The sequence below is a fragment of the Rheinheimera sp. UJ63 genome (assembly GCF_021568285.1).
Classification (GTDB): domain Bacteria; phylum Pseudomonadota; class Gammaproteobacteria; order Enterobacterales; family Alteromonadaceae; genus Alishewanella; species Alishewanella maricola.
Map to the genome: position 1 here is coordinate 1 of NZ_JAKGTQ010000004.1, position 24422 is coordinate 24422.

Here is a 24422-nt window from a genome sequence, read left to right on the forward strand (position 1 = left end):
AACCGTTTCCAAAGCCTGACCAATATGCATAAAAAAAGCCTACAGTGTTTATTCTGTAGGCCTTTATATACCAACCACTGGATCGGTCAACCGATCTGAAAAGTTCTTAACTGATCGGCATTAGGCTTTCGCCGGTTTTTTTTAGAACAATTCTTCGACTTCTTCGGTTTTTTCAACCGGCTCTTCACCAAATTGAATTTGCGGTACACTTCCTGAAACGTATTGCGTTGGCTCCGTGCCCAACTTGAAGTATTCAAAGGTACTGCTATCATCGGTGCGACGACTTAACAGCCCTGTGGCCTGATCAATACGTACTGAAGAAATACCTACGGGAGTCGGTAAAGACTTTTCAGCATAAGCGGGCAATACGACTCGCATGTAGTTTAGCCAAGCTGGCAGAGCAGTACGAGCGCCAGACTCTGTGCCTGCACTTTGATTTCTGTCTAAATTGGCATTCCACAAGGCACGGCCTAAGCTGCGGTTAGCATCATCAAAACCAACCCAACTTGTTACAACAAGTTGCGGGGTAAAGCCTGAAAACCACGTATCTTTAGAGTCGTTGGTGGTACCGGTTTTACCCGCAATATCTCGACGTTTTAGGCTTTGTAATTGCCAAGCCGTACCATTCCAGCCTGTGCCTTGCCGCCAATCGCCACCGCCCCAAACGCTGCTTTTTAAGGCGTCGGCGATTAAGAACGCATTTTGGGCAGAAATAACTTGTGGCGCATATTGTTCTGTCGCCATGGCGTTAAGGTCAGTCAATTCATCTACTGTCGCGTCGGTCAGTTCGGCTGAACTGCCAGCATTTTGCTGTTCGCCACAGGCTTGGCAAGCCAATAACGGTTGATGTTGATAAACCACTTTACCTTCGGCATTGATAACTTTATCAACAACATAAGGCTGAACCAAATGGCCACCGTTCGCAAAAACGGCATAGCCGGTAACCACTTCTAATGGCGTTAATGAGGCTGAACCCAGCGCGAGCGTTTCGTTACGTGGCAGGTCGCTTTGTGCAAAGCCAAATTTTTGCAAATGGGCAATACTGGCATCAACCCCGATACCGCGCAGTAAGCGGATCGACACCACGTTTTTGGATTTAGCTAAAGCTTCACGGATGCGAATTGGCCCATCATAAACGGCGGGTGAATTCTTCGGCCGCCATGCAATACCTGCGTTATTATCCCATTGATGGATGGGAGCATCATTCATAATGCTGGCTAGGGTATAGTTTTGCTCTAACGCCGCAGAATAGATAAAAGGTTTTACATTTGAGCCGACTTGACGCTTGGCTTGTGTTACGCGATTAAATTGGCTCTGTGAGAAGCTGTAGCCACCAACTAATGAGCGGATCGCACCGTTTTGCGGATCTAATGCCACCAAAGCACTACTCACCGTTGGCACTTGGCTTAAGCGCCAGGCATTATCTTGCTGACGCACTAAAATACTCATGCCGGGGGCTAAGATGCTGGCGGCAGATTTTGGTGCTGTACCTTGACGATCATCAGCAATAAAATTACGTGCCCATTTTAAGCCATCCCATTCCAAAGTGAGAGTTTGGCCGCCTTTTAAAATCACTTCCGCACTTTGTTGCGCCACGCTCAATACTACCGCTGGCACTAAATCTTCGATACCCTGTTGTTGCTCAAGAAACTGCGTAAGTGCCGCTTCATCTAAACGTCCGCTTTCGCCAAACACAGGAGATTCATCATCGTTACTGACAAATTCGGCCTGCCACGCTCTGGCAACAGGGCCACGATAACCATGGCGTTCATCGTAATCGTAGATATTTTGCTGTAACGCTTGTTTGGCAGCGGCTTGTTGTTGACTATTGATGGTTGTAAAGACTTTAAAACCATCAGCATAGGCGACTTCTTCACCAAACAAGTCAACCATTTGTTGCCGAACCATCTCAGCAATATAGGGTGCTGATGCGGTAATTTGTGCACCATGCAAGCGACTGGTCACAGGTGCCGCTATGGCTTTTTCATAAGTGGCTTGATCGATAGCGCCGGTATCGAGCATCCGGCCTAACACCACATTGCGTCTGGCGCGAGCGTTACTGGCAGAGCGTACGGGGTTGAGGATGGAGGGCGCTTTAGGTAAACCCGCGATAATGGCAATTTCGTCAACCGTCAGTTCAGTGACAGACTTACCAAAATACACTTGTGCAGCCGCACCGACACCAAAAGCACGTTGACCTAATTCAATTTTATTTAAATAAAGTTCTAAAATTTCTTGTTTAGTCAGTAGCTGCTCAATATGGATCGCTAAAAAGATCTCTTTTACTTTACGAATGATTTTTTTCTCACGCGATAAAAAGAAATTTCGAGCTAATTGCTGGGTGATGGTACTGGCACCTTGGCTTAATTCACCCGACGTCGCTACCACACTGGCGGCACGAATAATACCAATAATATCAATACCAGGATGTTCATAAAAACGGGTATCTTCGGTAGCTAGGAAAGCCTCGAGCAATAAGGGGGGCATTTGCTCTAAGGTTAAAGGGATGCGGCGTTGCTCGCCAAACTGGGAGATCAGTTCGCCATCAGCGGTGAATACTTGCATTGGGGTTTGCAGCCGCACATCTTTTAAAGTGGCAACATCAGGTAGGTCATCTTTTACAACAACATAGGTAATACCGATAGTGGCGACACCTAAAAATGTCATCAAGACGAACAAAATAAAAAGCTTTTTAACCCACGACACCGTTGGCCCCCAATTTTTAACTCCCAATTTGACAATAACGCTGCTAGTATATATTTATTAGGTTGAGATTAAACGCTTTTTCTTGCCAAAAACCTGTGACTGGGCTAAGAATACCTAAACAAAAATCGATAAATAATAATACGGCTGCAAGGCGCTATGATTAAAAGCCTGTTTAGTAAACAATCACCCATAATGGTGGGCATTGACATCGGTTCTCACACCGTTAAGGCAGTGCTATTAAGTATGCACAGTGGCTACTACAAGGTAGAAGCCTTTGCCGTGGAGCCCATGGTAAAAGGCGCAATGGCGGATCGTGAGATCCAAGACATTGAAGCTGTTGGTAATGTGCTGGCGAAAATTCGTAAAAAAATTCCACGCGGTGTTAAGTTCGCGGCTGCAGCTATTTCTGGTTCTACCGTTATCAGTAAGGTCATTTTCATGGATGTGTCATTAACTGACGCTGAACTTGAAAGCCAAATTGAAGTTGAAGCGGATACCTTAATCCCTTACCCATTAAATGAAGTTAGCCTCGACTTTGAAAAGCTTGATGTTAATGAAGCCGACCCCTCTAAAGTAAACGTGCTATTGAGCGCCGCTCGTACGGAGAGTTTAGAAGCGCGAGTCGCTGCCCTAGCCGATGGCGGCTTTACCGCAAAGGTGGTCGATGTTGAAAGCTATGCGTTAAGTCGGTCAGCAGAGTTATGTTTAAGTCAGTTACCTGCGGATGCCGGCAATAAAGTGGTTGCCATGATAGATATTGGCGCAACCATGACGTTATTAAGCATCGTTGAAGGCGGCAAAACACTCTATACCCGTGACCAAGTGTTTGGTGGCGAACAATATACTCGCAGTATTTTGTCTTACTACAATAAAAGCTACGATGAAGCTGAAAGTGCCAAAGTATCCGGTGATTTACCCCCAAACTATACCTTCGAAGTGTTAGCGCCTTTCCAAACCATGTTATTACAACAAATCCGGCGCGGTATTCAAATGTACTTAACCAGCAGTGGTAAAGAAACACTGGATTACATCGTGGTGTCAGGTGGTTCAGGTATGATTGAAGGTATCGATAAGTTATTAATTGACGAGTTAGGCATTCATACCGTGATTGCTGATCCTTTTAGCAGTATGGAAGTGGCGTCGTCAATTGATCGCGATCTTTTAGATAAGCATGCTCCACAATTAATGGTAGCCAGTGGGTTAGCCTTAAGGAGTTTTTCGCCATGGCACATATAAACCTACTGCCGTGGCGTGATGCGGCTCGAAAGGAACGTCAGAAAAACTATGTGATGGTATTGGCTTTTACCGCATTAATGAGTTTTTTGGTATTTTTCTTAATTAATATGATTTACAACGCCCGTTTAGAAGGCCAAGCGAAGCGTAATCAGTATCTGCAAAGTGAAATTACCATCTTAGATCAACGTATTGCTGAGATTAAACGTTTAAATGAAACTAAACGCAGCTTGCAACAACGTTTAACATTGATTGAACAACTGCAAAGCAGCCGAAATTTAGGTACGCAAGTGATGTCTGAAATTGCGACCATCATTCCAAACGGTGTTTATTTGACGCAATTGGAGAAAAAAGGCTCAATGTTACTGTTAGTGGGGAAAAGTGAGTCAAATAACCGACTGTCTAATATGCTGCGTGAAGCGGAGCAGTCAGAATTATTAGCAGAGCCTTACCTCGAGTTTATTCAAGCTGCTAAAGAGCGCTCAAGTTTATTAAGTGATTTTAAAATGCACTTAAAAATTGTCGGCTTTGAAGCCTTAGACAATAGCAACGAAGAGACAAAAACCAATGCTCAGGGAGGCCGGAAATGAGCCTCAACATGAAGTTATCTGATATTGATGTCAATGATTTAGACCTAGACAATATGGGTTCTTGGCCTGTATTGGTCAAAGCGATTTTTGCCGCTATTTTAGCGGCCTTGGTGTCAGTTATCAGTTATTACTTATTAATCGACAGTAAAATTGACGAGTTGGCGAGCGCGAAACAAAAAGAAACCGAGCTGATGCAATTGTATCAAACCCGCTATGCGGTTGCGGTGAACCTAGAAGCGTATCGCGAGCAAATGAAAGAAATGCAAGATTCATTAGCTTTCTTATTAAAACAACTACCTACCACGTCTGAAACGCCTGGTTTGTTGGATGACATTACCTATGTTGGCACCACAAGCGGTTTAGTTTTTTCCAAAATTAACTGGGAGCCGGAAGTCGAAAAAGAATTCTACACCGAGCTGCCAATTAAGATTGATGTGACCGGCGATTACCATCAATTCGGTAACTTTGTCAGCGAAGTGGCTAAATTACCGCGTATTGTCAGTTTACATGACTTTAATATTCAAGCTGAGAAAGACGGTAAACTACGTTTTAACGTGGTCGCAAAAACCTATCGCTATAAGGAGAACAGCCAATGAGAGCCATACTGCTAGCCGGTACCTCAGTGCTGCTACTTAGCGGTTGTTTTGACAGCGTCGACCATATTCAAGCGCATATGGATAATGTAAAAGCCAATACTCGGCAACGTATTGAACCGTTACCGCAAGTAAAAGAGTTTTCGCATATCAGTTATGCGGCGGCAAATCAGCGCAGTCCTTTTGCAGAGCCTACGCCAGAAGCAATTCAGGAACGACTCTTGCAACAACAAGATTGTTTGTATCCGGATCCTAATCGGCGCAAAGAACTGCTGGAAAGATTTGCGTTGGAAAATCTGACAATGCGCGGTACTTTAGGTGATGGCGATAAACTCTGGGGCTTGATTGAATCTGCTGACAAGTCTTTATACAGAGTAACAATTGATAATTATTTGGGCTTATTCAGCGGCAAAGTAACCAATGTAGAGCCAACTTATATCGATTTACTGGAATTAATTCCTGATGGTTCTGGCTGCTGGGTGGAACGTGAAACACGGATCCAGATGTACGATGCTGCGACTGCAGGTAACTAGGTGTGCGAGTGAATCATGGATAAATTAATAAAAATTAAAAATGTAGGACGCAAAGTTAGCAGACTTGGTTTGTTATCGTGGTTATTGCTTGCTTTACCTGCTAGTGCAGCGCCCTTGCTCTACGAGGTTCGTTTCAATCCATTGCTGAATGGTGAAACTGAGATCGAGTTCGTGTTTGATGAGCCGTTGCTGCAAGAGCCAGACATCAGCTTGTTAAATGAGCCATCGCGTTTAAACGTTCGCTTTGCTGAAGCTGAGCTAGAACAGCGTATTGCTGATGTGGCGATTAATAATGCCGGCGTTAGCCGAGTGAAGTCTACCTTGTCTGAAGGTGGCATTAATGCTGTTATCAGCATGGATTCCTTAAAAGTCTACCGCACCAGACTTGATGGTAATGTCTATGCTGTGCATCTCGCCGATTCACCGCAAATTGTTAAAGCGGGTTCGACATCTGAGCTTAATCCAAGCTTTATTAATAAATTACAGGCGATTGATTTTCGTCGTGGTGATAAAGGCGAAGGCCGAATTTTAGTATTTTTAAAAGAAAATGCAGCGGCCGTTGATGTGCAAGAGCGTCTTGGCAAATTAGAAATCGAATTCTATAACACCGATATTCCCGATGAGTTACTTTATCAGCTTGATGTCGGCGATTTTGCGACTGTCGTTAAAGGTATTGAAACCTTTAAAACTAAAACCTCAACGCGTTTAGTGATTGATGCCACAGATCAGTTCACCTTTAACTATCAGCAAATCGACAATATTTTTACGGTTACTATGCAACGTGATTTGACCAGCCGGAGTATTTTAGGCGGTGGTCGTGATTATAAAGGCCGTGCTATTTCTTTGAACTTCCAAGATATTCCGGTAAGAACCGTACTACAAATTATCGCCGATTATAACGGCTTTAACTTAGTCACCAGCGATTCTGTTGTTGGCAATATTACTTTGCGCTTAGATGGTACTCCGTGGGATCAGGCCTTAGATATCGTGATGCGTGTTAAAGGCTTAGATAAGCGTATGGAAGGTAACATTCTGTTGGTGGCGCCAACGGAAGAGTTAGCTGCGCGTGAAGCGAAAGAATTAGAAGTATTACAGCGGGTGGAAGAGTTAGAGCCACTGTATTCAGATTTCTTACAAATTAATTATGCAAAAGCCGTTGATTTAGCGCTGTTGCTATCCAATAAAGATGCAACCTTACTTTCTCCTCGCGGCAGTGTCGTCGTGGATGAACGCACCAATACCATCTTAATCAAAGATACAGCCCGTAACATTGAAAACGTCCGCAGATTAATTGAACGTTTAGATATTCCTGTACGCCAAGTCTTAATCGAATCGCGTATTGTCACGGTAAATGATAGCGTAACGGATGAGCTTGGTATTCGTTGGGGCTTTAGTGATCAACAAAGCACCAGTGGCGGTGATCGCGGTGTCTCAGGTAATGCCACCGGCGCTAATGGTATTTCAACGGGTGGTTTCCCAGCGTTAGATGATCGTTGGAACGTGAATTTGCCCGTTTCTAGCCCTGCTGGCAGTATTGCCTTTCACGTTGCTCGGTTAGCTGACGGTACTTTGTTAGATCTTGAATTATCGGCGTTAGAGCAAGAGAACAAAGGTGAAGTGATTGCCAGTCCACGCATCACAACCTCTAACCAAAAAGAAGCGAGCATTGAGCAGGGTGTTGAAATCCCTTACGTGCAAGCGGCTTCCAGTGGTGCGACAACGGTAGAATTCAAGAAAGCGGTGTTGAGCTTAACGGTGACACCGCAAATCACCCCAGATAACAAGATTATTTTAGACTTAGTCATTACCCAAAATACCCGTGGTGAGACAGTACAAACGCCTACAGGCCCAGCTACGGCTATTGATACACAGCAAATTAAGACGCAAGTGTTAGCCGACAATGGTGAAACTATCGTGTTAGGCGGTATCTACCAGCAGCAAGTGGTATCAACGGTCACTAAAGTGCCGTTACTAGGTGATCTGCCTTACATGGGTGTGTTATTCCGCAACAAAAGCGAATTAAACGAGAAAAGTGAGCTGTTAATTTTCGTTACACCGCGCATTTTGACTGAAGGCCAGCCTTAATTCAGGCACAAGCGATGGTCGCTGACCATCGCTTGTGCTGTTGACGCTGTCAGAATTAACTTGCCAATGAAAGGGCATTCCTGACATAATTCAGCGCTTCAAATTTTCGTGGGAGCCTAGTGGTCCTTGAATTCAACTTTTCTTTGAGTTAGCTGATTTAGCAATACGACATATGGCAGAAAAACGTAATATCTTCCTTGTGGGGCCAATGGGTGCAGGTAAAAGCACAATCGGCCGCCATTTAGCAGACATGCTGCATCTTGATTTTTATGATTCTGATCAGGAAATTGAACGACGCACTGGTGCCGATATCGCCTGGGTTTTTGACCTTGAAGGCGAGGAGGGTTTTCGGGTGCGTGAGGAAAATGTCATTCAGGATCTAACTGAATTACAAGGAATAGTATTAGCGACCGGTGGTGGCTCAGTTATCAGTAAAGAAACGCGCAATAGGTTATCTGCCCGCGGTATCGTGGTCTATTTAGAAACACCTATTGAAAAGCAAGTGGCCAGAACACAACGTGATAAAAAGCGGCCATTATTGCAAACAGAAGAAGAGCCAAAAGAAGTTTTAGAACGTCTGGCCGCTGAACGCAACCCGTTATATACGGAGATTGCTGACTTTACTGTTCGTACCGATGAACAAAGCGCCCGCAATGTAGCTAACCAGATTATTGAGCAACTGGGTTTTTAATCGTTAAAGGAGAACTGCATATGCAAGAAGTTGCTGTACAACTTGGCGAGCGCAGTTATCCCATCATCATCTCCGATACGTTTCCTGCATTACTACCTGAGCTAGCGAAAGCGACTCAGGTAGTGATCGTTTCAAATCCTACTGTTGCTGAACCTTATCTGGCCGCTGTCAGCGCGTTATTCCAGCAACCGGTAAAACATTTCCTTTTACCAGATGGTGAAGCCTATAAAACGCTGGCATCGTTTGAGCAAGTGCTATCCTTTTTGTTAGAGCAAAAAATGTCACGGGATGTGGTGCTTGTCGCATTAGGTGGCGGCGTAATTGGTGATATGACCGGTTTTGCTGCAGCGTGTTTCCAACGTGGTGTGCGCTTTGTACAAATTCCGACCACCTTATTGGCGCAAGTTGATTCATCTGTCGGTGGTAAAACCGCAGTTAATCATCCGTTGGGTAAGAATATGATCGGTGCGTTTAAACAGCCCGAGCAAGTGTTAATCAATACCAGTGTGCTTGGCACCTTACCTGATCGTGAATTTGCTGCAGGCATGGCAGAGGTGGTGAAATACGGTTTATTAGGCGATGCTGCTTTTATTCAGTGGTTGTTAGCTAATGCGCCGGCTATTCAACGTAAAGAGCCGCTAGTGTTAGCGCAAATGATTAAACATTGCTGCCAAATGAAAGCCGATATTGTTAGTCGTGATGAAACCGAGCAAGGCGACCGTGCCTTATTAAACCTTGGTCATACTTTTGGTCACGCTATTGAAGCCTTTTTGGGCTACGGCGAGTGGTTGCATGGTGAAGCGGTTGCCGTTGGTATGGTGATGGCGGCTAAACTTGCGCAGAGTCGAGGTTGGTTAAGCGATAACGAACTCACTCAAACCATCGCATTATTGCAGGCTTTTCACTTACCTACTGTTGCACCTGCACAGATGAGCATTGCAGACTTTCTGCCGTATATGAAAACAGATAAAAAAGTGAAAGAGGGCAAGATGCGTTTTATTCTGCCAACGGCGTTAGGTGCCAGTAAAGTGGTTGCGGATGTAACCGAGCACGAACTTAGCCAAGTTTTTGCCTGATGAAAGTACGCGGCCTCCAACAACAGCTGGCCAATTCTGGATATTTGCTGCCCTCGCAACGTGATGTGCTATCGCGCTTATTATTTCAATTAGCCTTTAATGATTTTTCCCGCCTAGCCATTATTGGTGCTTCAGGCAGTGGTAAATCGACATTGGCTCTCGCCTTAGCTGAGTTATTTTCTGAAGCTGAAGAAATCTCGGTCAATGTTGCGATGCTTCAAGCACCGATCGCTGAGGCATTATTAGCTTCGCAGCTCGGCAAGCAATGGTTCGCGACCAGTGATTTAACCGAGCAAAATCTATTGCAGCGTTTGCAAAACGTTGACGCCGATACCCGTTATATTTTAATTACCGATAACCCCGAGCTATTAAGTGCTGAGCAATATGCTTGGATCTTAAGTTTACCGGTGACATTATTTGTCTTCACGACGCAAGCGGATAGTCAGATGCAGCTTAATTTGACGATCCCAGGGCTTACCTTAGCGGATTGCGAGCAGTTGTTACAGGCAGAACAATTAGATCCATTAGCGTTAGCAGAACGCTTTGCCAACTGTCAGAATAACCTGCATAAATTAATTAGCCCAGCGCCTGCACGAACGGCGAGGGCGGCACGTGAGGCCGTGGTCAGCAGACCCAAAGCCCCCTTAATTGCTGCAGGCGTAGGCGCGGCACTGATCTTATTGTTTATCCTCACTAGCTGGTTAAATTCAACACCTTCTGCAGATCAGGCAAAGCCTGCTACAGAGATGGCGATTGTCCCCATGCCGCAAGTGCAATCAGCTACAGCAAGCCCTGAAACGATTGGAGTAGCGAGTGAATCGGCGCAGCTTGACTTACCCAATGACGCCAAGTTGCCAGAGTTAGCTGAAGCAGAAGTAGAAGCCGAGCCCGAGCCCGCTATAGTCGCTATGCCCAGCAACGCTGAGAACATTAAGGCTGCTGTTATTGACGAGGCCAAAACGGTCGCTGCAGAACCGACAGTAGCAACCACATTAAATAATGTGCAGCCATTACCCGATAAGTTATTACAAGAATCAGTGCTTACCCCTGAGCCCGAAGTGAAACGCGAACAAGACACGCCGAAGGTGCATCAGCACGGCGCATTACTTGCCACGCCTGCTCAACACTTTGTTGTGCAAATCGCGGTATTATCGAGTGAAAACGCGTTAAGCCGATTTAAGCGTAACTATCCAAAATTATCGATACAAGTGTATCAACGCAGTTGGCAAGGCCGAGGTCAATGGGTCATCGTCAGCCAAAGTTTCGCCAGCAATACCGCCGCTAAACAGTATGTGCAACAATTACCCAGCGCGCTGAGCTCAGCTGGGCCTTTTATTAAAAGTGTGGGTGCTGTCCAGCAAGAGATCAAAGCTTGGCAACGATTGCAACTGGCCCAAAGTAGTCAGGATAATTAAGTGGTACAGAAAAGAAGTCGTGCCTTTTTAAAATGGGCGGGTGGTAAATATAATTTAGTCGAGCAGTTGCAGCGGCATTTGCCCGCAGCTGATTGTTTGGTTGAGCCTTTTGTCGGTGCGGGCTCCGTTTTTTTGAACACGCATTATCCGTCTTACAAGCTAAACGATATTAATGCTGATCTGATTGAATTATATAAGATTGTTCAGCAGCAGCCGGAGCGTTATATTGCTGACGCACGTCAACTTTTTGTGCCCAGTGCCAACGAGCGCACGAGCTATATCCGCTTTCGGCAGCAGTTTAATGAGCAACAAGATACCTATCAACGTGCTTTGTTATTTTTGTATTTGAATCGCCATGGTTACAACGGTTTATGTCGTTACAACCTGTCTGGCAAATTCAACGTGCCTTTTGGTAGTTATAAAAAGCCTTATTTCCCAGAGGCTGAGCTGTATTTCTTTGCGGAAAAAGCACAACTCGCCGAGTTTACCTGTAGCAGCTATCAAGATGTCTTTCAGCAGTTAACTGCTGGCGCCTCCGTGTATTGCGATCCTCCTTATGTCCCCTTAAGTAAAACGGCCAGTTTCACCAGCTATGCGCGGCAGGGTTTTACTTTAGATGATCAGGCGCAGTTAGCGATTTTAGCCGAGCAAGCGCAAGCCAATGGGCATAGCGTGTTGATCAGTAATCACGATACGACTTGGACGCGCAAGATTTATCAGCAAGCAGAGCTGCACACCATAAACGTTAGTCGTTCGATCAGTCAAAAGGGCAGTGCCCGGGGTAAGGTTGCAGAATTATTTGCGTTATATCTGGCTGAGCAAAAAAGCAGTTAAGGGACGACGAAGCTAACGATCAATAATAAGACACCCACAAATAGCGCTGCCATCAGAATGCCTGTGACAATGTAAGGTACCGCGCTGTCGCTTTGAAAATCTTGTAAGCGTTGTTTTTCAGACTGCACGCCAATAAAAGCGCCGAGCACGGCTTTGATAATTTGCCAAGTACTTGCTTTGGTGTGGCTCATACAAAGAAACTAAGAAGGGTTATTGTTGCTAGGAGACATACGGCTTAAAAGCTCTAGAAAATCAACAAAATGAAACTGTACAGAGCGACTATCGCCAGACAACCAACTCACCCAATTACGTTGAGTTTCTTTACAGCCAGCAAGGTTGTCAGCAGAGCATTGCGACAAACTATCTATTTGCCAAAGCGCAAAAGCAAACAACACACCACTAATGGCAAGCATTGATTTGCTGGTTTTAGTTAGTTTCATGTTAAATCCTGTTAACGACGCACCACCGCTAGATAATAGTTGATTACACCACCAGATACAAGCTGATTATTTATTAAGCACTGTATCGGTGGCGTAGGCTAGTGATGGAAACGGGATTTAGAAGCTTTTTGATACGCCAAACACCACACGGCTATCACACAGGTAACAATCTTTAATATCGGTATCGATATAGGCTAATGATAAACCAAGACCCAATACCTCAGTACTGACCGTGACACCGTAGTCTAGGTAGCTTAATGAACTATCGTCTGAATATTCGTTTTGACCAACATGAAAATCAACTGCCAGATTATCGGTTAACGCTAAGCTGTAACCGGCATAGACATAGTAGTAGTTACCACTGTTGCCGTAGTAATCATCGCTGTAAGCCAAACCTAAGCTGAAGTCTTTGTAAGCCACAGAACCGTATAATTCCCAGAAGTTAGAGCCTTCGAACTCGGTGTTTGGGTAGCCATAACGCATAATACCTACATCGGCCGACCAACCTTCAGCAATATCACCGCTCCAACCTAACATAACGTCTAGCTCTAAAGTGCCAGTACCACCGAAATCAACGCTTGAGCCCCATACTGATAAATAGATGCCTGACTCATCACTTAAAGTTAAACCACCTTGTAAGGCTGCCGCTTCGTCCGTTTGTGAAATACCACGGAAGGCATAGTCAGAAACAAAGGTGACATCGCCACTCACTTCTACCGCGTGGCTCTGCATGCTGGCCGCGCTCATGGCTACAAATAAGGTGCTATAAGTTGCTACAGATAGTTTTTTTAATAATGTCATTGTTGTTTCCCCTCATATTGGATTCATTTAATTGTTTCCAAGATATATGCCATGTGGGAATTCTCATTAATAAACAGCAGTTTAGTTTTTTTTAAGCGACTTAGCTTGCTTAGCTTTGCAACATCTTGGTGCAGCTATGCTTGTATTTTGTGCAGTACGGCTTAAGCCGTTGATGCATTCTGTTGAATAATTCAGTAAAGTCGGTGTTTTTCCAAGGAGAACACTGATGCAACCATTTTTAATCGCGCCGTCTATTCTGTCTGCTGACTTTGCTCGCCTAGGTGACGATGTAGCCAAGGTGCTCTCTGCTGGAGCGGATGTGGTGCACTTTGATGTGATGGACAACCATTATGTCCCCAATCTCACCATGGGGCCGATGGTCTGCCAAGCTTTACGAGATTACGGTGTAACGGCCCCCATCGATGTGCATTTGATGGTTGAGCCTGTCGATAGCATGGTGCCGCAGTTTGCTAAAGCCGGCGCCAGTATTATTACTTTTCATCCGGAAGCCTCTCGGCATATCGACCGTACTTTACAGCTGATCAAAGAACACGGTTGCCAAGCCGGCTTGGTGTTTAATCCGGCGACACCGCTTAGTTATCTGGATTACGTCATGGATAAAATTGATGTGGTGTTATTGATGTCGGTGAATCCCGGTTTTGGTGGCCAGAAGTTTATTCCTGCTACGCTCGATAAGTTACAAGAAGCACGGCAACGTATTACGCAAAGTGGTCGGCCAATCCGTTTAGAGGTTGATGGTGGCGTTAATTTAGATAATATCGCTGACATTGCTCGTGCGGGTGCCGATATGTTTGTCGCTGGCTCGGCTATTTTTAACACACCCGATTACGCGGCAACGATACAAGCGATGCGAGCTGAATTAGCAAAAGTCTGCTGTTAATGGCTTTTTTGCTGCGAGCTTAGCCGACAACAGCGTATAATGACGCGCTTACATGGTTTTAAAACAGGATACTGCAAAGAATGAGTCGTAAACCGATAGTGCTAAGTGGCGCACAACCTTCAGGACAATTGACGATTGGTAATTACCTTGGGGCATTGCGTCAATGGGATGAAATGCAGAATGATTACAATTGCTTGTATTGTATTGTCGATTTGCATGCCATTACGGTGCGTCAAGATCCTACGGCGCTGCGTAGTGCTTCCTTGGATAGTTTGGCACTGTACTTAGCCTGTGGGATCGATCCGGCTCGTTCAGCGGTCTTTATGCAGTCACATGTGCCTGAACATAGCCAATTAGCCTGGGTATTAAATTGTTATACCCAGTTTGGTGAATTAAGCCGTATGACACAGTTTAAAGATAAATCAGAGCGGCATAACAATAACGTTAATGCCGGTTTGTTTACTTACCCGGTGTTAATGGCGGCCGATATTCTGCTGTATCAAGCGAATCAAGTACCTGTAGGTCAAGATCAAAAGCAACATTTAGAATTAGCTCGTGATGTTGCCAGCCGCTTTAATGCGTTGCATGGAGATATTTTTACGGTGCCTGAGCCCTTTATCCCAGCGGTAGCCGCGCGGGTTATGAGCCTACAAGAGCCGCAAAAGAAGATGTCAAAGTCAGATGAAAACCCTTGGAATTTCGTTGGCCTATTAGAAGATCCCAAAGTGATCAGTAAAAAGTTTAAAAAAGCGATGACGGACTCTGAAGATCCACCACGCGTTTACTTTGATCAAGAGAATAAACCTGGTGTAGCAAACTTATTAAATATTCTCAGTGGTGTAACTGGTAAAACGGTAACAACCTTAACCAATGAATACGAAGGTAAGATGTACGGCCATTTAAAAACAGATGTGGCCGATGCCGTGATTGGTTTATTAGAACCGGTACAGCAGCGCTTTAAAGAAATCAGAGCGGATCAAACCTATATGCAGCAAGTCATGCGAGCTGGTGCTGCCAGTGCTCGTGAGCATGCTTGCAAAACGTTAGAGCAGGTGAATGCCGCTGTTGGTTTTGTCACGCCTTAAGTTGGTTTGGGTCTGGAGTTAATACCCTATGCTGCTGATGATCGACAACTATGATTCTTTTACTTGGAATCTGGTGCAATATTTTGCTGCCTTAGGGCAGCAAGTTGTGGTGCGCCGCAATGATGACATCAATGTCGAACAGATCCGCAGCATGGCTCCGCGTTATCTGGTGATTTCACCGGGGCCGGGTAATCCTAGTCAGGCGGGCATCAGTTTAGCCGCTATTGAGGCTTTTGCCGGTCAGATCCCCATTTTGGGGGTTTGCTTAGGACATCAGGCGATAGCACAAGTATTTGGGGCTAAAGTGGTGCGGGCGCCCCGCGTGATGCACGGTAAAAACTCGATTATTCAACATCAGCACCAGTCGGTGTTTCAGCAGTTACCCTCACCACTGAGTGTGACGCGTTATCATTCGTTGTTGGTAGAGGCCGCAAGTTTACCGGCAAATCTGCAAGTCAGTGCCACAACTATTCCGCTTAATGAAAACGAGCCGCCTGAAATTATGGGCCTGTACGACCCGGCTTTAGCACTTCATAGTGTGCAATTTCATCCGGAAGCGATTCTCAGTGAGCAGGGACAACGTATGCTTGCAAATTTTTTAGCAGTGACTATTTAAGCTTTTCATAAAAATAGCGCGGTTTACCGCTAAGGCATAGGCTGCTGCATCTCGCCGAGCATTTCGCTTTCATTGAATATTCTTAAGAAGCGCTTGAATATTCATTTCCACTGCAAATCTATCTGTATCCCTTGTTTTTTCAGGTGTTGCTACAGATGTAGATGCAAGACAACGTCAGTTTAATCTGTAATAATGGCGCTATCACGATGTCAATACTGACACCCATACGTGCAAGCTATTCCCTACAAATAAGCAAAAGAGGAACACGAATATGACCGCAGAGATCCAAGTAACCCGAGCTTTGTTCGATGACGTAATGGTACCCAATTATGCTCCGGCAAAATTGATACCGGTAAAAGGGCAAGGCGCTCGCGTTTGGGATCAAGAAGGTCGGGAATATATCGACTTTGCAGGTGGTATTGCGGTCAGTAGCTTAGGTCATTGTCATCCGGCGTTAGTCAATGCGTTAAAAACGCAGGCTGAAAAACTGTGGCATTTAAGTAATGTACTCACTAACGAGCCCGCGCTGCGTTTAGCGAAAAAGTTAGTCGACGCGACCTTCGCCGAAAAAGTGTATTTTTGTAACTCGGGTGCTGAAGCTAACGAAGCGGCCTTTAAATTAGTGCGTCGTTGGGCTTTAGACAATTTTGACGAGAGCAAGCAAGAAATTATCTCGTTTGGTAAGAGTTTCCATGGCCGGACATTCTTCACCGTCACGGTCGGTGGACAGGCGTCTTACTCTGACGGTTTTGGTCCAAAACCGGGTGCCATTGTGCATGCTGAATTTAATAACTTAGACAGCGTGAAAGCGCTGATCTCGGATAAAACCTGCGCCATCGTTGTTGAGCCCATTCAAGGTGAAGGCGGCATTATTCCGGGCGATGCAGCGTTTTTAAAAGGGTTACGTGAGCTGTGTGATCAGCACAATGCCTTATTAGTTTTTGATGAAGTACAAACAGGCGTTGGTCGTACAGGCCAGTTATATGCTTACATGAACTACGGTGTCACGCCCGATATATTAACCACGGCAAAATCGCTTGGTGGCGGTTTCCCAGTGGGCGCTATGTTAACCACCACGGCGATTGCACAACACTTAAAAGTGGGTACCCATGGTAGTACTTATGGCGGTAACCCCTTAGCTTGCGCCGTTGCTGAAGCCGCAATCGACACCATCAATACCCCTGAAGTATTAGAAGGGGTATTGAAAAACGAAGCCATTTTCCGCGAGTGTTTAGCCACGATCAATGCCGAGCACAAGGTGTTTGCCGAAGTGCGTGGTAAAGGTATGTTGTTAGGTGCGGTCTTAAACGAGCAATACAAAGGCCGTTCACGTGAGTTTTTCTTAGCGGCAGCTGAGCATGGTTTATTTGCTTTAGTTGCAGGCACCGATGTTGTGCGCTTTGCACCCTCTCTGGTCATTACCGAAGCTGAAATTCGTGAAGGTATGAAGCGTTTTGCGGCTGCCGTGGCTCAAGTTGTCAAAGGCTAAGCGGTTTACGCGTTTTTGCTTGTCGATAAGCGTTAATTCAACTGCATGCTCAGTTAAACTCGGGGCTTTTAGCCCTGAGTTGCGACCGCGGCCTGTATCAGAATGGAGTAAGCTAGCATGATGGTGATTCGCCCGATCCGAGCGAATGATTACCCCGCACTGTATCAAATGGCGGTAGAGTCAGGACATGGCTTTACCTCGTTGCCGGTCAATGAAGAGCTGCTGATGCGTAAAATCAGCCGTTCGATGGCGTCTTTTAATAAGACCGTCAGTTCGCCCGGAGACGAAGGTTATTTGTTTGTGCTGGAGGATACGTCGAGTGGCCAAGTGTGTGGTACCAGCGCGTTAGAGGCCGCCGTAGGGCTTGAAGATGCGTTCTATCATTATCATCTTGGTAAGGTCGTGCATAGCTCGAAAACCTTAGGTGTGTACAAAACGGTCGATATCTTGACGTTATGTAATGACTACACGGGCGTGAGCGAATTATGTACTTTGTTTTTGCGACCGCCGTTTCGCCAGAAGTTTAATGGCCGCTTGTTGTCTAAAATGCGCTTTTTGTTTTTAGCTGAGTTTGCTGAACGCTTCTCAGATAAAATCATTGCCGAGTTACGTGGCGTATCTGATGCCCAGGGTAACTCACCATTTTGGCAATGGTTACAAGCTCACTTCTTTTCAGTTGATTTTCCAACGGCAGATTACCTAACCGGCATTGGTCAAAAAGAGTTTATTGCCGAACTGATGCCAAAATACCCAATTTATGTCAGTTTGCTGAGCAAAGCCGCACAGCAAGTGATTGGTCAGGTGCACGAAAAAACCCGCCCGGCGCTAGCTTTGTTAGAGTCTGAAGGTTTTTCTTGTCGTGGTTACGTCGATATTTTTGATGCAGGCCCAACGGTAGAAGCGCGCATTTCACAGATCCGAGCCATCCGCGACAGCCAGCGTTTACAAGTGCGCATTGCTGAGGTAACGGCGAGTGGTGAGGCCTATATGATTTGCAATACAACGCTAAGCGAGTTTCGAGCTTGTTGGGCAGAGTTGCAACCGCAGGCCAATAGTACAGAAATTAGCATTCCCGCCGAACTCGCTACGGCCTTGCAGGTCAATGCTGGTGAGTGGGTACGGATCAGCAAACTATAATAATAGGAGAGACAGATGAGCCAAGCAGTGCAGTTTATTAACGGTCAATGGCAGGCAGGTGAAGGTCAAGCTTTTCACTCTATCGATCCCGCAAAAAATAAGGTTATTTGGCAAGGCCAAGCGGCCAGTGCCACGCAAGTTAAGCAAGCGATCCACGCTGCGCGTCAAGCACAAATTGCTTGGGGAGACTTGGGTTTTGCAGAGCGTGTGGTGTTTGTTAAACAGTTCGCCGCCCAACTAAGCAGCCATAAAGAACAACTGGCGGCCTGTATTGCTGAAGATACCGGTAAAGCGTTATGGGAAAGCCTAACCGAAGTGGGCGCCATGATCGGTAAAATAGACATTTCAGTGCGCGCCTATGAAGAACGCACCGGCACCAAAGAAAACCCGATGCCACAAGGACGAGCGTTTTTACGTCATAAACCACATGGTGTTGTGGCGGTATTTGGCCCGTATAACTTTCCTGGCCACTTGCCTAATGGCCACATTGTACCTGCACTTCTCGCAGGTAATACCGTGGTGTTTAAACCGTCGGAATTAACGCCAAAAGTAGCAGAATTAACCGTTAAATTATGGCAACAAGCCGAACTTCCCGCCGGTGTGTTAAACCTAGTGCAAGGTGAAGTTGATACAGGTAAAGCCTTGGCCAGTGATGATGGCATTGATGGCTTGTTCTTTACCGGGAGTTCTCGCACCGGCCATTATTTACATCAACAGTTTGCCGGCCGACCAGAAAAAATTCTGGCACTGGAAATGGGCGGAAATAACCCCTTAATCGTGCAAGATGTGGCAAATATTGATGCTGCGGTGCACGATATTGTGCAATCGGCCTTTATTACCTCAGGGCAGCGCTGTACTTGTGCTCGTAAGTTATTTTTACCTGTAGGCGCTAAAGGTGATGCGATTTTACAGCGCTTGTTAGAGGTTAGCCGCAACATTCAAGTGGGTGAATACGATGCCCAGCCGCAGCCATTTATGGGGGCGATGATCTCCGTCCAAGCGGCGAAAGGGATGTTAGCCGCGCAGCAGCAGCTGGTGGCGTTAGGCGGTGAGATCTTACTACCGTTAAGCCAACCTTATGCCGATAAAGCCTTGGTCACGCCAGGTATTATTGAGTGTACGAACATTAGTGATTTTCCAGATGAAGAGCACTTTGGTCCTTTGTTAAAAGTGTTCCGCTTTAGCGATTTTGATGCCGCCATTGCTGCTGCGAATAACACTAGCTTTGGTTTGTCAGCGGGTTTGTTAAGCGACAGTCATGAGCTGTATCAACACTTCTACAAGCATATTCGTGCGGGTATTGTAAACTGGAACCGGCCTATCACAGGTGCCAGCTCAGCGGCGCCTTTTGGTGGTATAGGTAAAAGTGGTAATCATCGTGCTAGCGCTTACTATGCTGCCGATTATTGCGCTTATCCCGTGGCGTCGGTGGAGTTAGAGCAAGTCGTGTTACCCGAACAATTGTCACCCGGCTTACAGTTTTAAGTGAGTCAGTTAATCGGCGCTTCGGCGCCGATTTGTTTTTCATGACATTGTTTGCTTAAATAAAGAGAGCTGATAACACAACATTTTGCTGTTTATCAGCAAAACTCGCCGCACTATGACGATATAGGTACAGTATGGTTATTGATAAAGTCGGTTATGAGCATCTTATTCAGTTTTTAACTGAACATTTAGATTTATTTACAACTCAAGGCCCCGCAGATGCATCGGGTAAATCGATAGGCGCTTTATTAGAAGAGCATATTGCAGAGCAAATTATTACCTTATGCACGCAACATCAAGAACTCGAAATGAATCATCGCGCACTGATTATCCGTGAGGTTGACGGTATCATGTATGATTTCCAAGAAATTCTTGCCTCGGTATTAGACAATCCCGCCACGCCACAACAAGTCGAATTAATTAACGAGATCGCGCTGTTAATTAAAAATTTATTTGATAACGCCATTGCCGCATTATTTGATTAACAATTGCTGATGTTGCCCGCGCACAGGTTATGGCTGCTTGGCAGCCAATGTGCGATTTTACTGGCGGCACACGGGGCTTTTACGTAGAATACCCACCCTTATTTTCAAGCTGAGATACGATGATGAAAGCCAAGGTCAGTTGGGTCAACGGGTTAACCTTTTTAGGTCAATCTGAGAGTGGTCATGCCGTAGTATTCGATGCCGATCGGGACAGTAATACTGCACCGACACCCATGGAAATGCTATTGATGTCAGCCGGCGCATGTTCTTCGGTTGATGTGGTCAGTATTTTAGAAAAAGCACGTCAGCAAGTGTCTGCTTGCCGGGTTGAATTATCCGGTGTGCGCGCTGAGACCGTGCCTAAAGTCTTTACTGAGCTGCATTTACATTTTGTTGTTAGCGGTAAAGCCTTAAGCGAAAAGCACGTAGAGCGAGCCGTGAGCTTGTCTGCTGAGAAGTATTGCTCAGTGTCTATTATGTTATCGCAAAGCGTAAAAGTAACTCACTCATTTAGTGTTGAAGACGCTGAGTGAATCAATTGTCTGCACGGTCGGGCTGAAAGTTAACTACGGCGTATTTGGGCGTCGTTAGCGGAGAGCAAAGAATTGGTTAAGCCTTTTGAAAAACTGAAACTGCACGGATTTAATAACCTGACTAAAAGCTTAAGTTTTAGCATTTATGATATTTGTTATGCAAAAACAGAACAGCATCGTCAAGAATATATTGAGTATATCGATGAGCAATACAACGCTGATCGTTTAACCGATATTTTGACCGAGGTGGTGGATATTATTGGCGCCAATGTTTTGAATATTGCCCGGCAAGATTATGATCCTCAAGGTGCCAGCGTGACCATTTTGGTCAGTGAAGAGCCGGTACTGGTTGATCCGGACAATACTGAAAACCCTGGGCCATTACCTGAAGCGGTGGTTGCGCATTTGGATAAGAGCCATATTTGTGTGCATACTTATCCTGAAGTACACCCGCATGCCGGTATTTGTACGTTTCGAGCTGATATTGAAGTATCAACCTGTGGCATTATTTCACCGTTAAAAGCGCTGAATTATTTGATCCACAGTTTTGAATCGGATGTGGTGACCATCGATTATCGCGTACGGGGTTTTACGCGTGATATTAGTGGTACTAAACATTACATCGACCATCCGATCACGTCGATCCAAAACTTTATGGATCACGATACCAAGAAAGCCTTCCAAATGATTGACGTCAACGTTTATCAGGAAAATCTATTCCACACCAAGATGATGCTAAAAGAAGGTGATTTAAACAATTACTTATTTGGTATGGGCACGGATTCGATGACCGCCGATGAACAAAAAGACATCAGTAGTAAGGTGTTTCGCGAAATCCGTGAAATTTTCTACGGTCGCAATTTGCCAGAAGTAAAATAACGGCAATGTCAGACAGTACGGGCAACAGCAGAGGGGGCGCTGTTACCCGTACCGCTGTGTTACTTGGCTTTCGGTCTTACCGCAATCACTTCAATTTCCACTAACATACCTGGTCGCACTAAGCCGGCAATTTGTACCGTTGAGCGCGCAGGTAAATTAGGTTGTTTCGCGGCTTCACCAAAATAGCGGGTATAACCGCGCATAAAACCTTCGAAATCCATTTTGCCTTCTAACGCTGGATCACCGACTAAAAATGCGGTCATTTTCACGATATCAGTAATACCCATACCTTTAGATTCTAGAGAGTCTTTAATGCGCTCCATCACGCTGATGGTTTGTGCTTCGGTATCACCCCAGTACGCGGCGCTAAATTTTTCAGCATTCACATCTTTTGGCTCAGGCACCTTGCCGCTTTCATAGACAATACCATCTACTTCTACTGCCGCTGCAATCGGAAAGCTACCGCCGCCATAACGTGTGATGTCTGCGGCTAACGCAGTATTACTTAAACCGAGTAAAAGTGAGGAAATTAACAAAGTCTTTTTCATGGTGTATTCCTTATGAAGCATGATTAAAGGTTAACGGTATTCAAACTATTTATGTAACTAATGACATCTAACATATCTTGTTCTGTGGTCAGCAAGGCCACGCTTTGACGCATCAACTGGCCTGAACTATCGTCTTTAGCCGCGCCGCGTTGGCCTTGTTTAAAGCTGATTAACTGTTTATGCAGATACCAATCATTCTGACCAAGCAGTGGCGGTGCTTTTAAACTGGCGTTACCTTCAGCTTGTTGGCCATGACAGGCGGCACAGGCTTGATATAACTGCTTGCCATGCTCTTTGTTGCCGGCCAGCCTTGGCTGGGCTTGTTTTGGCGGTAAGTTTTTAATAAAGCGAATGGCCATTTCGATATCTTGCTCATTCATACTATTGGCAATCATCTGCATTTCTGAGCTGTAACTATCTTGGGGGTGTTTACCGCGCCAGCCATGTTGAAAGCCCTGCAACTGAGCCCGTAAATACCAATCGGGTAGTACTGATAAGTTCGGGCCGCCAATCACCTCACTGCCTTGGGCATGACCACCGTGGCAGACCAAGCAATAACGGCCATCAGGTTGATTATTGCTGGTTGAGGCCGCAATGCTGACGGCGCTCTGTAAGCCTAAAACAATCAATCCTAACGTTTTAAGTAAGTGTTTCATGCGTTTTTAGCCTCCGTTTCACGACGTTGAATATCATTTAAAGCAAACCATGCTGATTGCACGGCGCCTTCTTGCCAACCTGAGTGATAACTGATCTGATCGCCTATCATGTAGTGACGCCCTGCGGGTGCTTGGATTAATTTAAAGTTGGCATCGCGATCTTCTTCAGGTAAGCCGGCGCTACAGCCAAGCATATGGTTCATGCGGTGCCAGCAGACTCCGACACCGTTTTCAATTTGCTCAGGATAATTGGGGTGAATGGCTTTACCCTGTTCAATAGCGAGCGCGACACGCTGCTCGTTATTTAATGCCGATAAGGTTTCACCTTGCTCTCTAGAGTAGGTGTAGGCACTGAGTAACACACCTTTTGCTTTGAACACGCCATGACCGGGATACCAGATCTGGGTAATCAGCTGTGTGGTCCAACTGATACCGGCATAAATATTTTCTTTTTCCCAAAAGCGCGTTTTCGCCTGCAGGCCAATTTTCGATAAATAGCCACGTCGAAATTTAGTCAGGACATTTTTATATGCCTCCGGAAAATTATTTTCGATGCCCGGCATCAGCTGAGCGGGGATACAGTTTAAGCAATAATCTGCGGTAGCGGTTTGTTGCTGACCTTGGTGTAAGTAAGTTACCGTTACCTTGGAGGGTTCTTGCTGGATCTTGGTGACCTGAGCATTTAACAGCACAGCATCTTCTAAATGCCGCATAAAGCCACTGACAATTTTGTCCATGCCGCCTACTGGGGTAAACATGGCAGGGGCTTGGTCAACGCTATATTGAAAATGCATAGCTTGGCGCCAGTAACGGCTTTTGATCAGTTCGGTCAAATCGCGTGGTTTTTTCAGTTCACCATGCGTTAAAAAACCACCACTTAAATAGCCCGCGCGATCAGAGCCTTGGTATTGATAATTATCATCTAAATCACCCAATCCTTTAATCAGCTGTAATAATTGCTCTTGTGATAATGGCGCAGCAATCTCAGGCTGGGATAATACGCTTTTGGCGAAGATTTCTTGAATAAAGCCGTGTAAGTCGGTTTCAAACTCTTTGATCCGCACCGGTTTACCGGCAAAAGCATTAGCATCATGGGTATAGCAATTACGGTTGTAATTACAAAACTGCTCTAGCTCAACACCCAGCTCTTGGCAATAATGCATAATACTCGTGTGTTCTGCTGGCAGTCGAGCTGGGCCAGCATTGAAATATAAATGCGGTTCGTTATCAAATTTACAGTAATGCGGATTGCCTAATTCATCAATAAAATCACCATGACGAATAGTAATATTACGCCCTCCCGCTCGGTGCGAGGCTTCTAAGATTTTGACATGGTAACCGGCTTTACGTAACTCATAGGCGGCGGTTAAACCGGCGATACCGGCTCCTAAGATCAGGACTGTTTTTCCGGTTTTTGCGGTGGGTTTAAGTTTTAATGTTTCTGCTTGTACATGTGCCGTACTTAATCCCAGCAAGCCAGCGGCATGCATCACTGCGGTCAAGCCGCCCGCTTTGCCAGCAAGTTGTAAAAATTGGCGACGGTTAAGTGATGGTAACGGTATCTTTGGCATTCGGTGTTAACTCCAGTACTATTTTTTACAGACTCAAAAG

Annotated in this window: 25 protein-coding genes; 18 read left to right on the forward strand and 7 right to left on the reverse strand. The window is 45.5% G+C overall.

The annotated features are described in order from the left end of the window. Nucleotides 1-141: 141 nt before the first annotated feature. Nucleotides 142-2706 (reverse strand): penicillin-binding protein 1A, encoded by a 2565-nt coding sequence (locus tag L1N97_RS12050; protein ID WP_236129970.1) that lies wholly within the window; start codon nt 2704-2706, stop codon nt 142-144. Between the two features lie 156 nt (nt 2707-2862). Here L1N97_RS12050 and L1N97_RS12055 point away from each other — a divergent pair, with 156 nt between their 5' ends. The 9 genes from L1N97_RS12055 to L1N97_RS12095 all read left to right on the forward strand — a co-directional run bounded on the left by L1N97_RS12055 (nt 2863) and on the right by L1N97_RS12095 (nt 11756). Then, nucleotides 2863-3942 (forward strand): pilus assembly protein PilM, encoded by a 1080-nt coding sequence (locus tag L1N97_RS12055; protein WP_236129971.1) that lies wholly within the window; start codon nt 2863-2865, stop codon nt 3940-3942. Beyond that, entirely contained in the window at nt 3930-4529 is a 600-nt protein-coding gene (locus L1N97_RS12060; protein WP_236129972.1) for a PilN domain-containing protein, read from the forward strand. Before L1N97_RS12055 ends, L1N97_RS12060 begins: the two co-directional genes overlap by 13 nt. Before the next feature lie 8 nt (nt 4530-4537). Next, complete coding sequence (locus tag L1N97_RS12065; RefSeq protein WP_229586487.1) at nt 4538-5125, forward strand: type 4a pilus biogenesis protein PilO; 588 nt, start codon at nt 4538-4540, stop codon at nt 5123-5125. Next, nucleotides 5122-5655, forward strand: a complete 534-nt coding sequence (locus tag L1N97_RS12070) for a pilus assembly protein PilP (RefSeq protein WP_236129973.1) — start codon at nt 5122-5124, stop codon at nt 5653-5655. The genes L1N97_RS12065 and L1N97_RS12070 overlap by 4 nt, the downstream gene beginning before the upstream one ends. A 15-nt stretch (nt 5656-5670) precedes the next feature. Further along, nucleotides 5671-7740 (forward strand): type IV pilus secretin PilQ, encoded by a 2070-nt coding sequence (locus L1N97_RS12075; protein ID WP_229586491.1) that lies wholly within the window; start codon nt 5671-5673, stop codon nt 7738-7740. Between the two features lie 172 nt (nt 7741-7912). Further along, nucleotides 7913-8431: a shikimate kinase AroK gene (aroK, locus tag L1N97_RS12080; protein ID WP_226751065.1), complete on the forward strand. Its 519-nt coding sequence runs from the start codon at nt 7913-7915 to the stop codon at nt 8429-8431. Nucleotides 8432-8451: 20 nt separating this feature from the next. After that, nucleotides 8452-9507, forward strand: coding sequence for a 3-dehydroquinate synthase (gene aroB, locus L1N97_RS12085; RefSeq protein ID WP_236129974.1), 1056 nt, complete (start codon nt 8452-8454; stop codon nt 9505-9507). Further along, nucleotides 9507-10922, forward strand: coding sequence for an SPOR domain-containing protein (locus tag L1N97_RS12090; RefSeq protein WP_236129975.1), 1416 nt, complete (start codon nt 9507-9509; stop codon nt 10920-10922). The genes aroB and L1N97_RS12090 overlap by 1 nt, the downstream gene beginning before the upstream one ends. Further along, a complete protein-coding gene (locus tag L1N97_RS12095) occupies nt 10923-11756 on the forward strand; it encodes a Dam family site-specific DNA-(adenine-N6)-methyltransferase (RefSeq protein ID WP_226751068.1) in 834 nt (277 codons plus the stop codon). It abuts the gene before it with no gap. Here the strand turns inward: L1N97_RS12095 and L1N97_RS12100 are convergent. From L1N97_RS12100 to L1N97_RS12110, 3 genes are all read right to left on the reverse strand, one after another. Then, entirely contained in the window at nt 11753-11947 is a 195-nt protein-coding gene (locus L1N97_RS12100) for a DUF2970 domain-containing protein (protein ID WP_229586497.1), read from the reverse strand. The genes L1N97_RS12095 and L1N97_RS12100 overlap by 4 nt on opposite strands. Before the next feature lie 9 nt (nt 11948-11956). Then, a complete protein-coding gene (locus L1N97_RS12105) occupies nt 11957-12196 on the reverse strand; it encodes a hypothetical protein (RefSeq protein ID WP_229586499.1) in 240 nt (79 codons plus the stop codon). Between the two features lie 117 nt (nt 12197-12313). Further along, on the reverse strand, nt 12314-12997 hold the full coding sequence (locus L1N97_RS12110; protein ID WP_236129976.1) for a TorF family putative porin: 684 nt from the start codon (nt 12995-12997) through the stop codon (nt 12314-12316). 223 nt (nt 12998-13220) lie between these two features. On the opposite strand from L1N97_RS12110, the gene rpe reads away from it, so the two are divergent. The 9 genes from rpe to speD all read left to right on the forward strand — a co-directional run bounded on the left by rpe (nt 13221) and on the right by speD (nt 21607). Beyond that, entirely contained in the window at nt 13221-13898 is a 678-nt protein-coding gene (gene rpe / locus L1N97_RS12115; protein ID WP_229587000.1) for a ribulose-phosphate 3-epimerase, read from the forward strand. A gap of 80 nt (nt 13899-13978) precedes the next feature. Next, the gene (trpS, locus tag L1N97_RS12120) at nt 13979-14983 is read left to right on the forward strand and encodes a tryptophan--tRNA ligase (RefSeq protein ID WP_229586502.1); all 1005 of its coding nucleotides are present in this window, start codon (nt 13979-13981) and stop codon (nt 14981-14983) included. Between the two features lie 28 nt (nt 14984-15011). Further along, on the forward strand, nt 15012-15599 hold the full coding sequence (locus tag L1N97_RS12125) for an anthranilate synthase component II (protein WP_226751073.1): 588 nt from the start codon (nt 15012-15014) through the stop codon (nt 15597-15599). A gap of 271 nt (nt 15600-15870) precedes the next feature. After that, entirely contained in the window at nt 15871-17088 is a 1218-nt protein-coding gene (locus L1N97_RS12130; RefSeq protein ID WP_229586506.1) for an aspartate aminotransferase family protein, read from the forward strand. Nucleotides 17089-17205: 117 nt separating this feature from the next. Beyond that, on the forward strand, nt 17206-18225 hold the full coding sequence (astA, locus tag L1N97_RS12135; RefSeq protein WP_236129977.1) for an arginine N-succinyltransferase: 1020 nt from the start codon (nt 17206-17208) through the stop codon (nt 18223-18225). Between the two features lie 15 nt (nt 18226-18240). After that, on the forward strand, nt 18241-19710 hold the full coding sequence (gene astD / locus L1N97_RS12140; protein ID WP_236129978.1) for a succinylglutamate-semialdehyde dehydrogenase: 1470 nt from the start codon (nt 18241-18243) through the stop codon (nt 19708-19710). Between the two features lie 134 nt (nt 19711-19844). Then, entirely contained in the window at nt 19845-20195 is a 351-nt protein-coding gene (locus L1N97_RS12145) for a DUF3802 family protein (RefSeq protein WP_229586512.1), read from the forward strand. A gap of 122 nt (nt 20196-20317) precedes the next feature. Beyond that, complete coding sequence (locus L1N97_RS12150; protein ID WP_226751078.1) at nt 20318-20728, forward strand: OsmC family protein; 411 nt, start codon at nt 20318-20320, stop codon at nt 20726-20728. Nucleotides 20729-20800: 72 nt separating this feature from the next. Continuing rightward, nucleotides 20801-21607 carry an adenosylmethionine decarboxylase gene (gene speD, locus L1N97_RS12155; RefSeq protein WP_229586514.1) on the forward strand — a complete coding sequence of 269 codons (807 nt, stop codon included), beginning with the start codon at nt 20801-20803 and terminating at the stop codon, nt 21605-21607. 59 nt (nt 21608-21666) lie between these two features. On the opposite strand, the gene L1N97_RS12160 is transcribed toward speD, so the two are convergent. From L1N97_RS12160 to L1N97_RS12170, 3 genes are read right to left on the reverse strand one after another with little or no spacing between them, the layout of a single operon-like run. After that, nucleotides 21667-22155: a RidA family protein gene (locus L1N97_RS12160; protein ID WP_236129979.1), complete on the reverse strand. Its 489-nt coding sequence runs from the start codon at nt 22153-22155 to the stop codon at nt 21667-21669. A gap of 23 nt (nt 22156-22178) precedes the next feature. Beyond that, nucleotides 22179-22811, reverse strand: coding sequence for a c-type cytochrome (locus tag L1N97_RS12165; protein ID WP_229586518.1), 633 nt, complete (start codon nt 22809-22811; stop codon nt 22179-22181). Next, nucleotides 22808-24382, reverse strand: coding sequence for a flavin monoamine oxidase family protein (locus L1N97_RS12170; protein WP_236129980.1), 1575 nt, complete (start codon nt 24380-24382; stop codon nt 22808-22810). The genes L1N97_RS12165 and L1N97_RS12170 overlap by 4 nt, the downstream gene beginning before the upstream one ends. Nucleotides 24383-24422 lie beyond the last annotated feature (40 nt).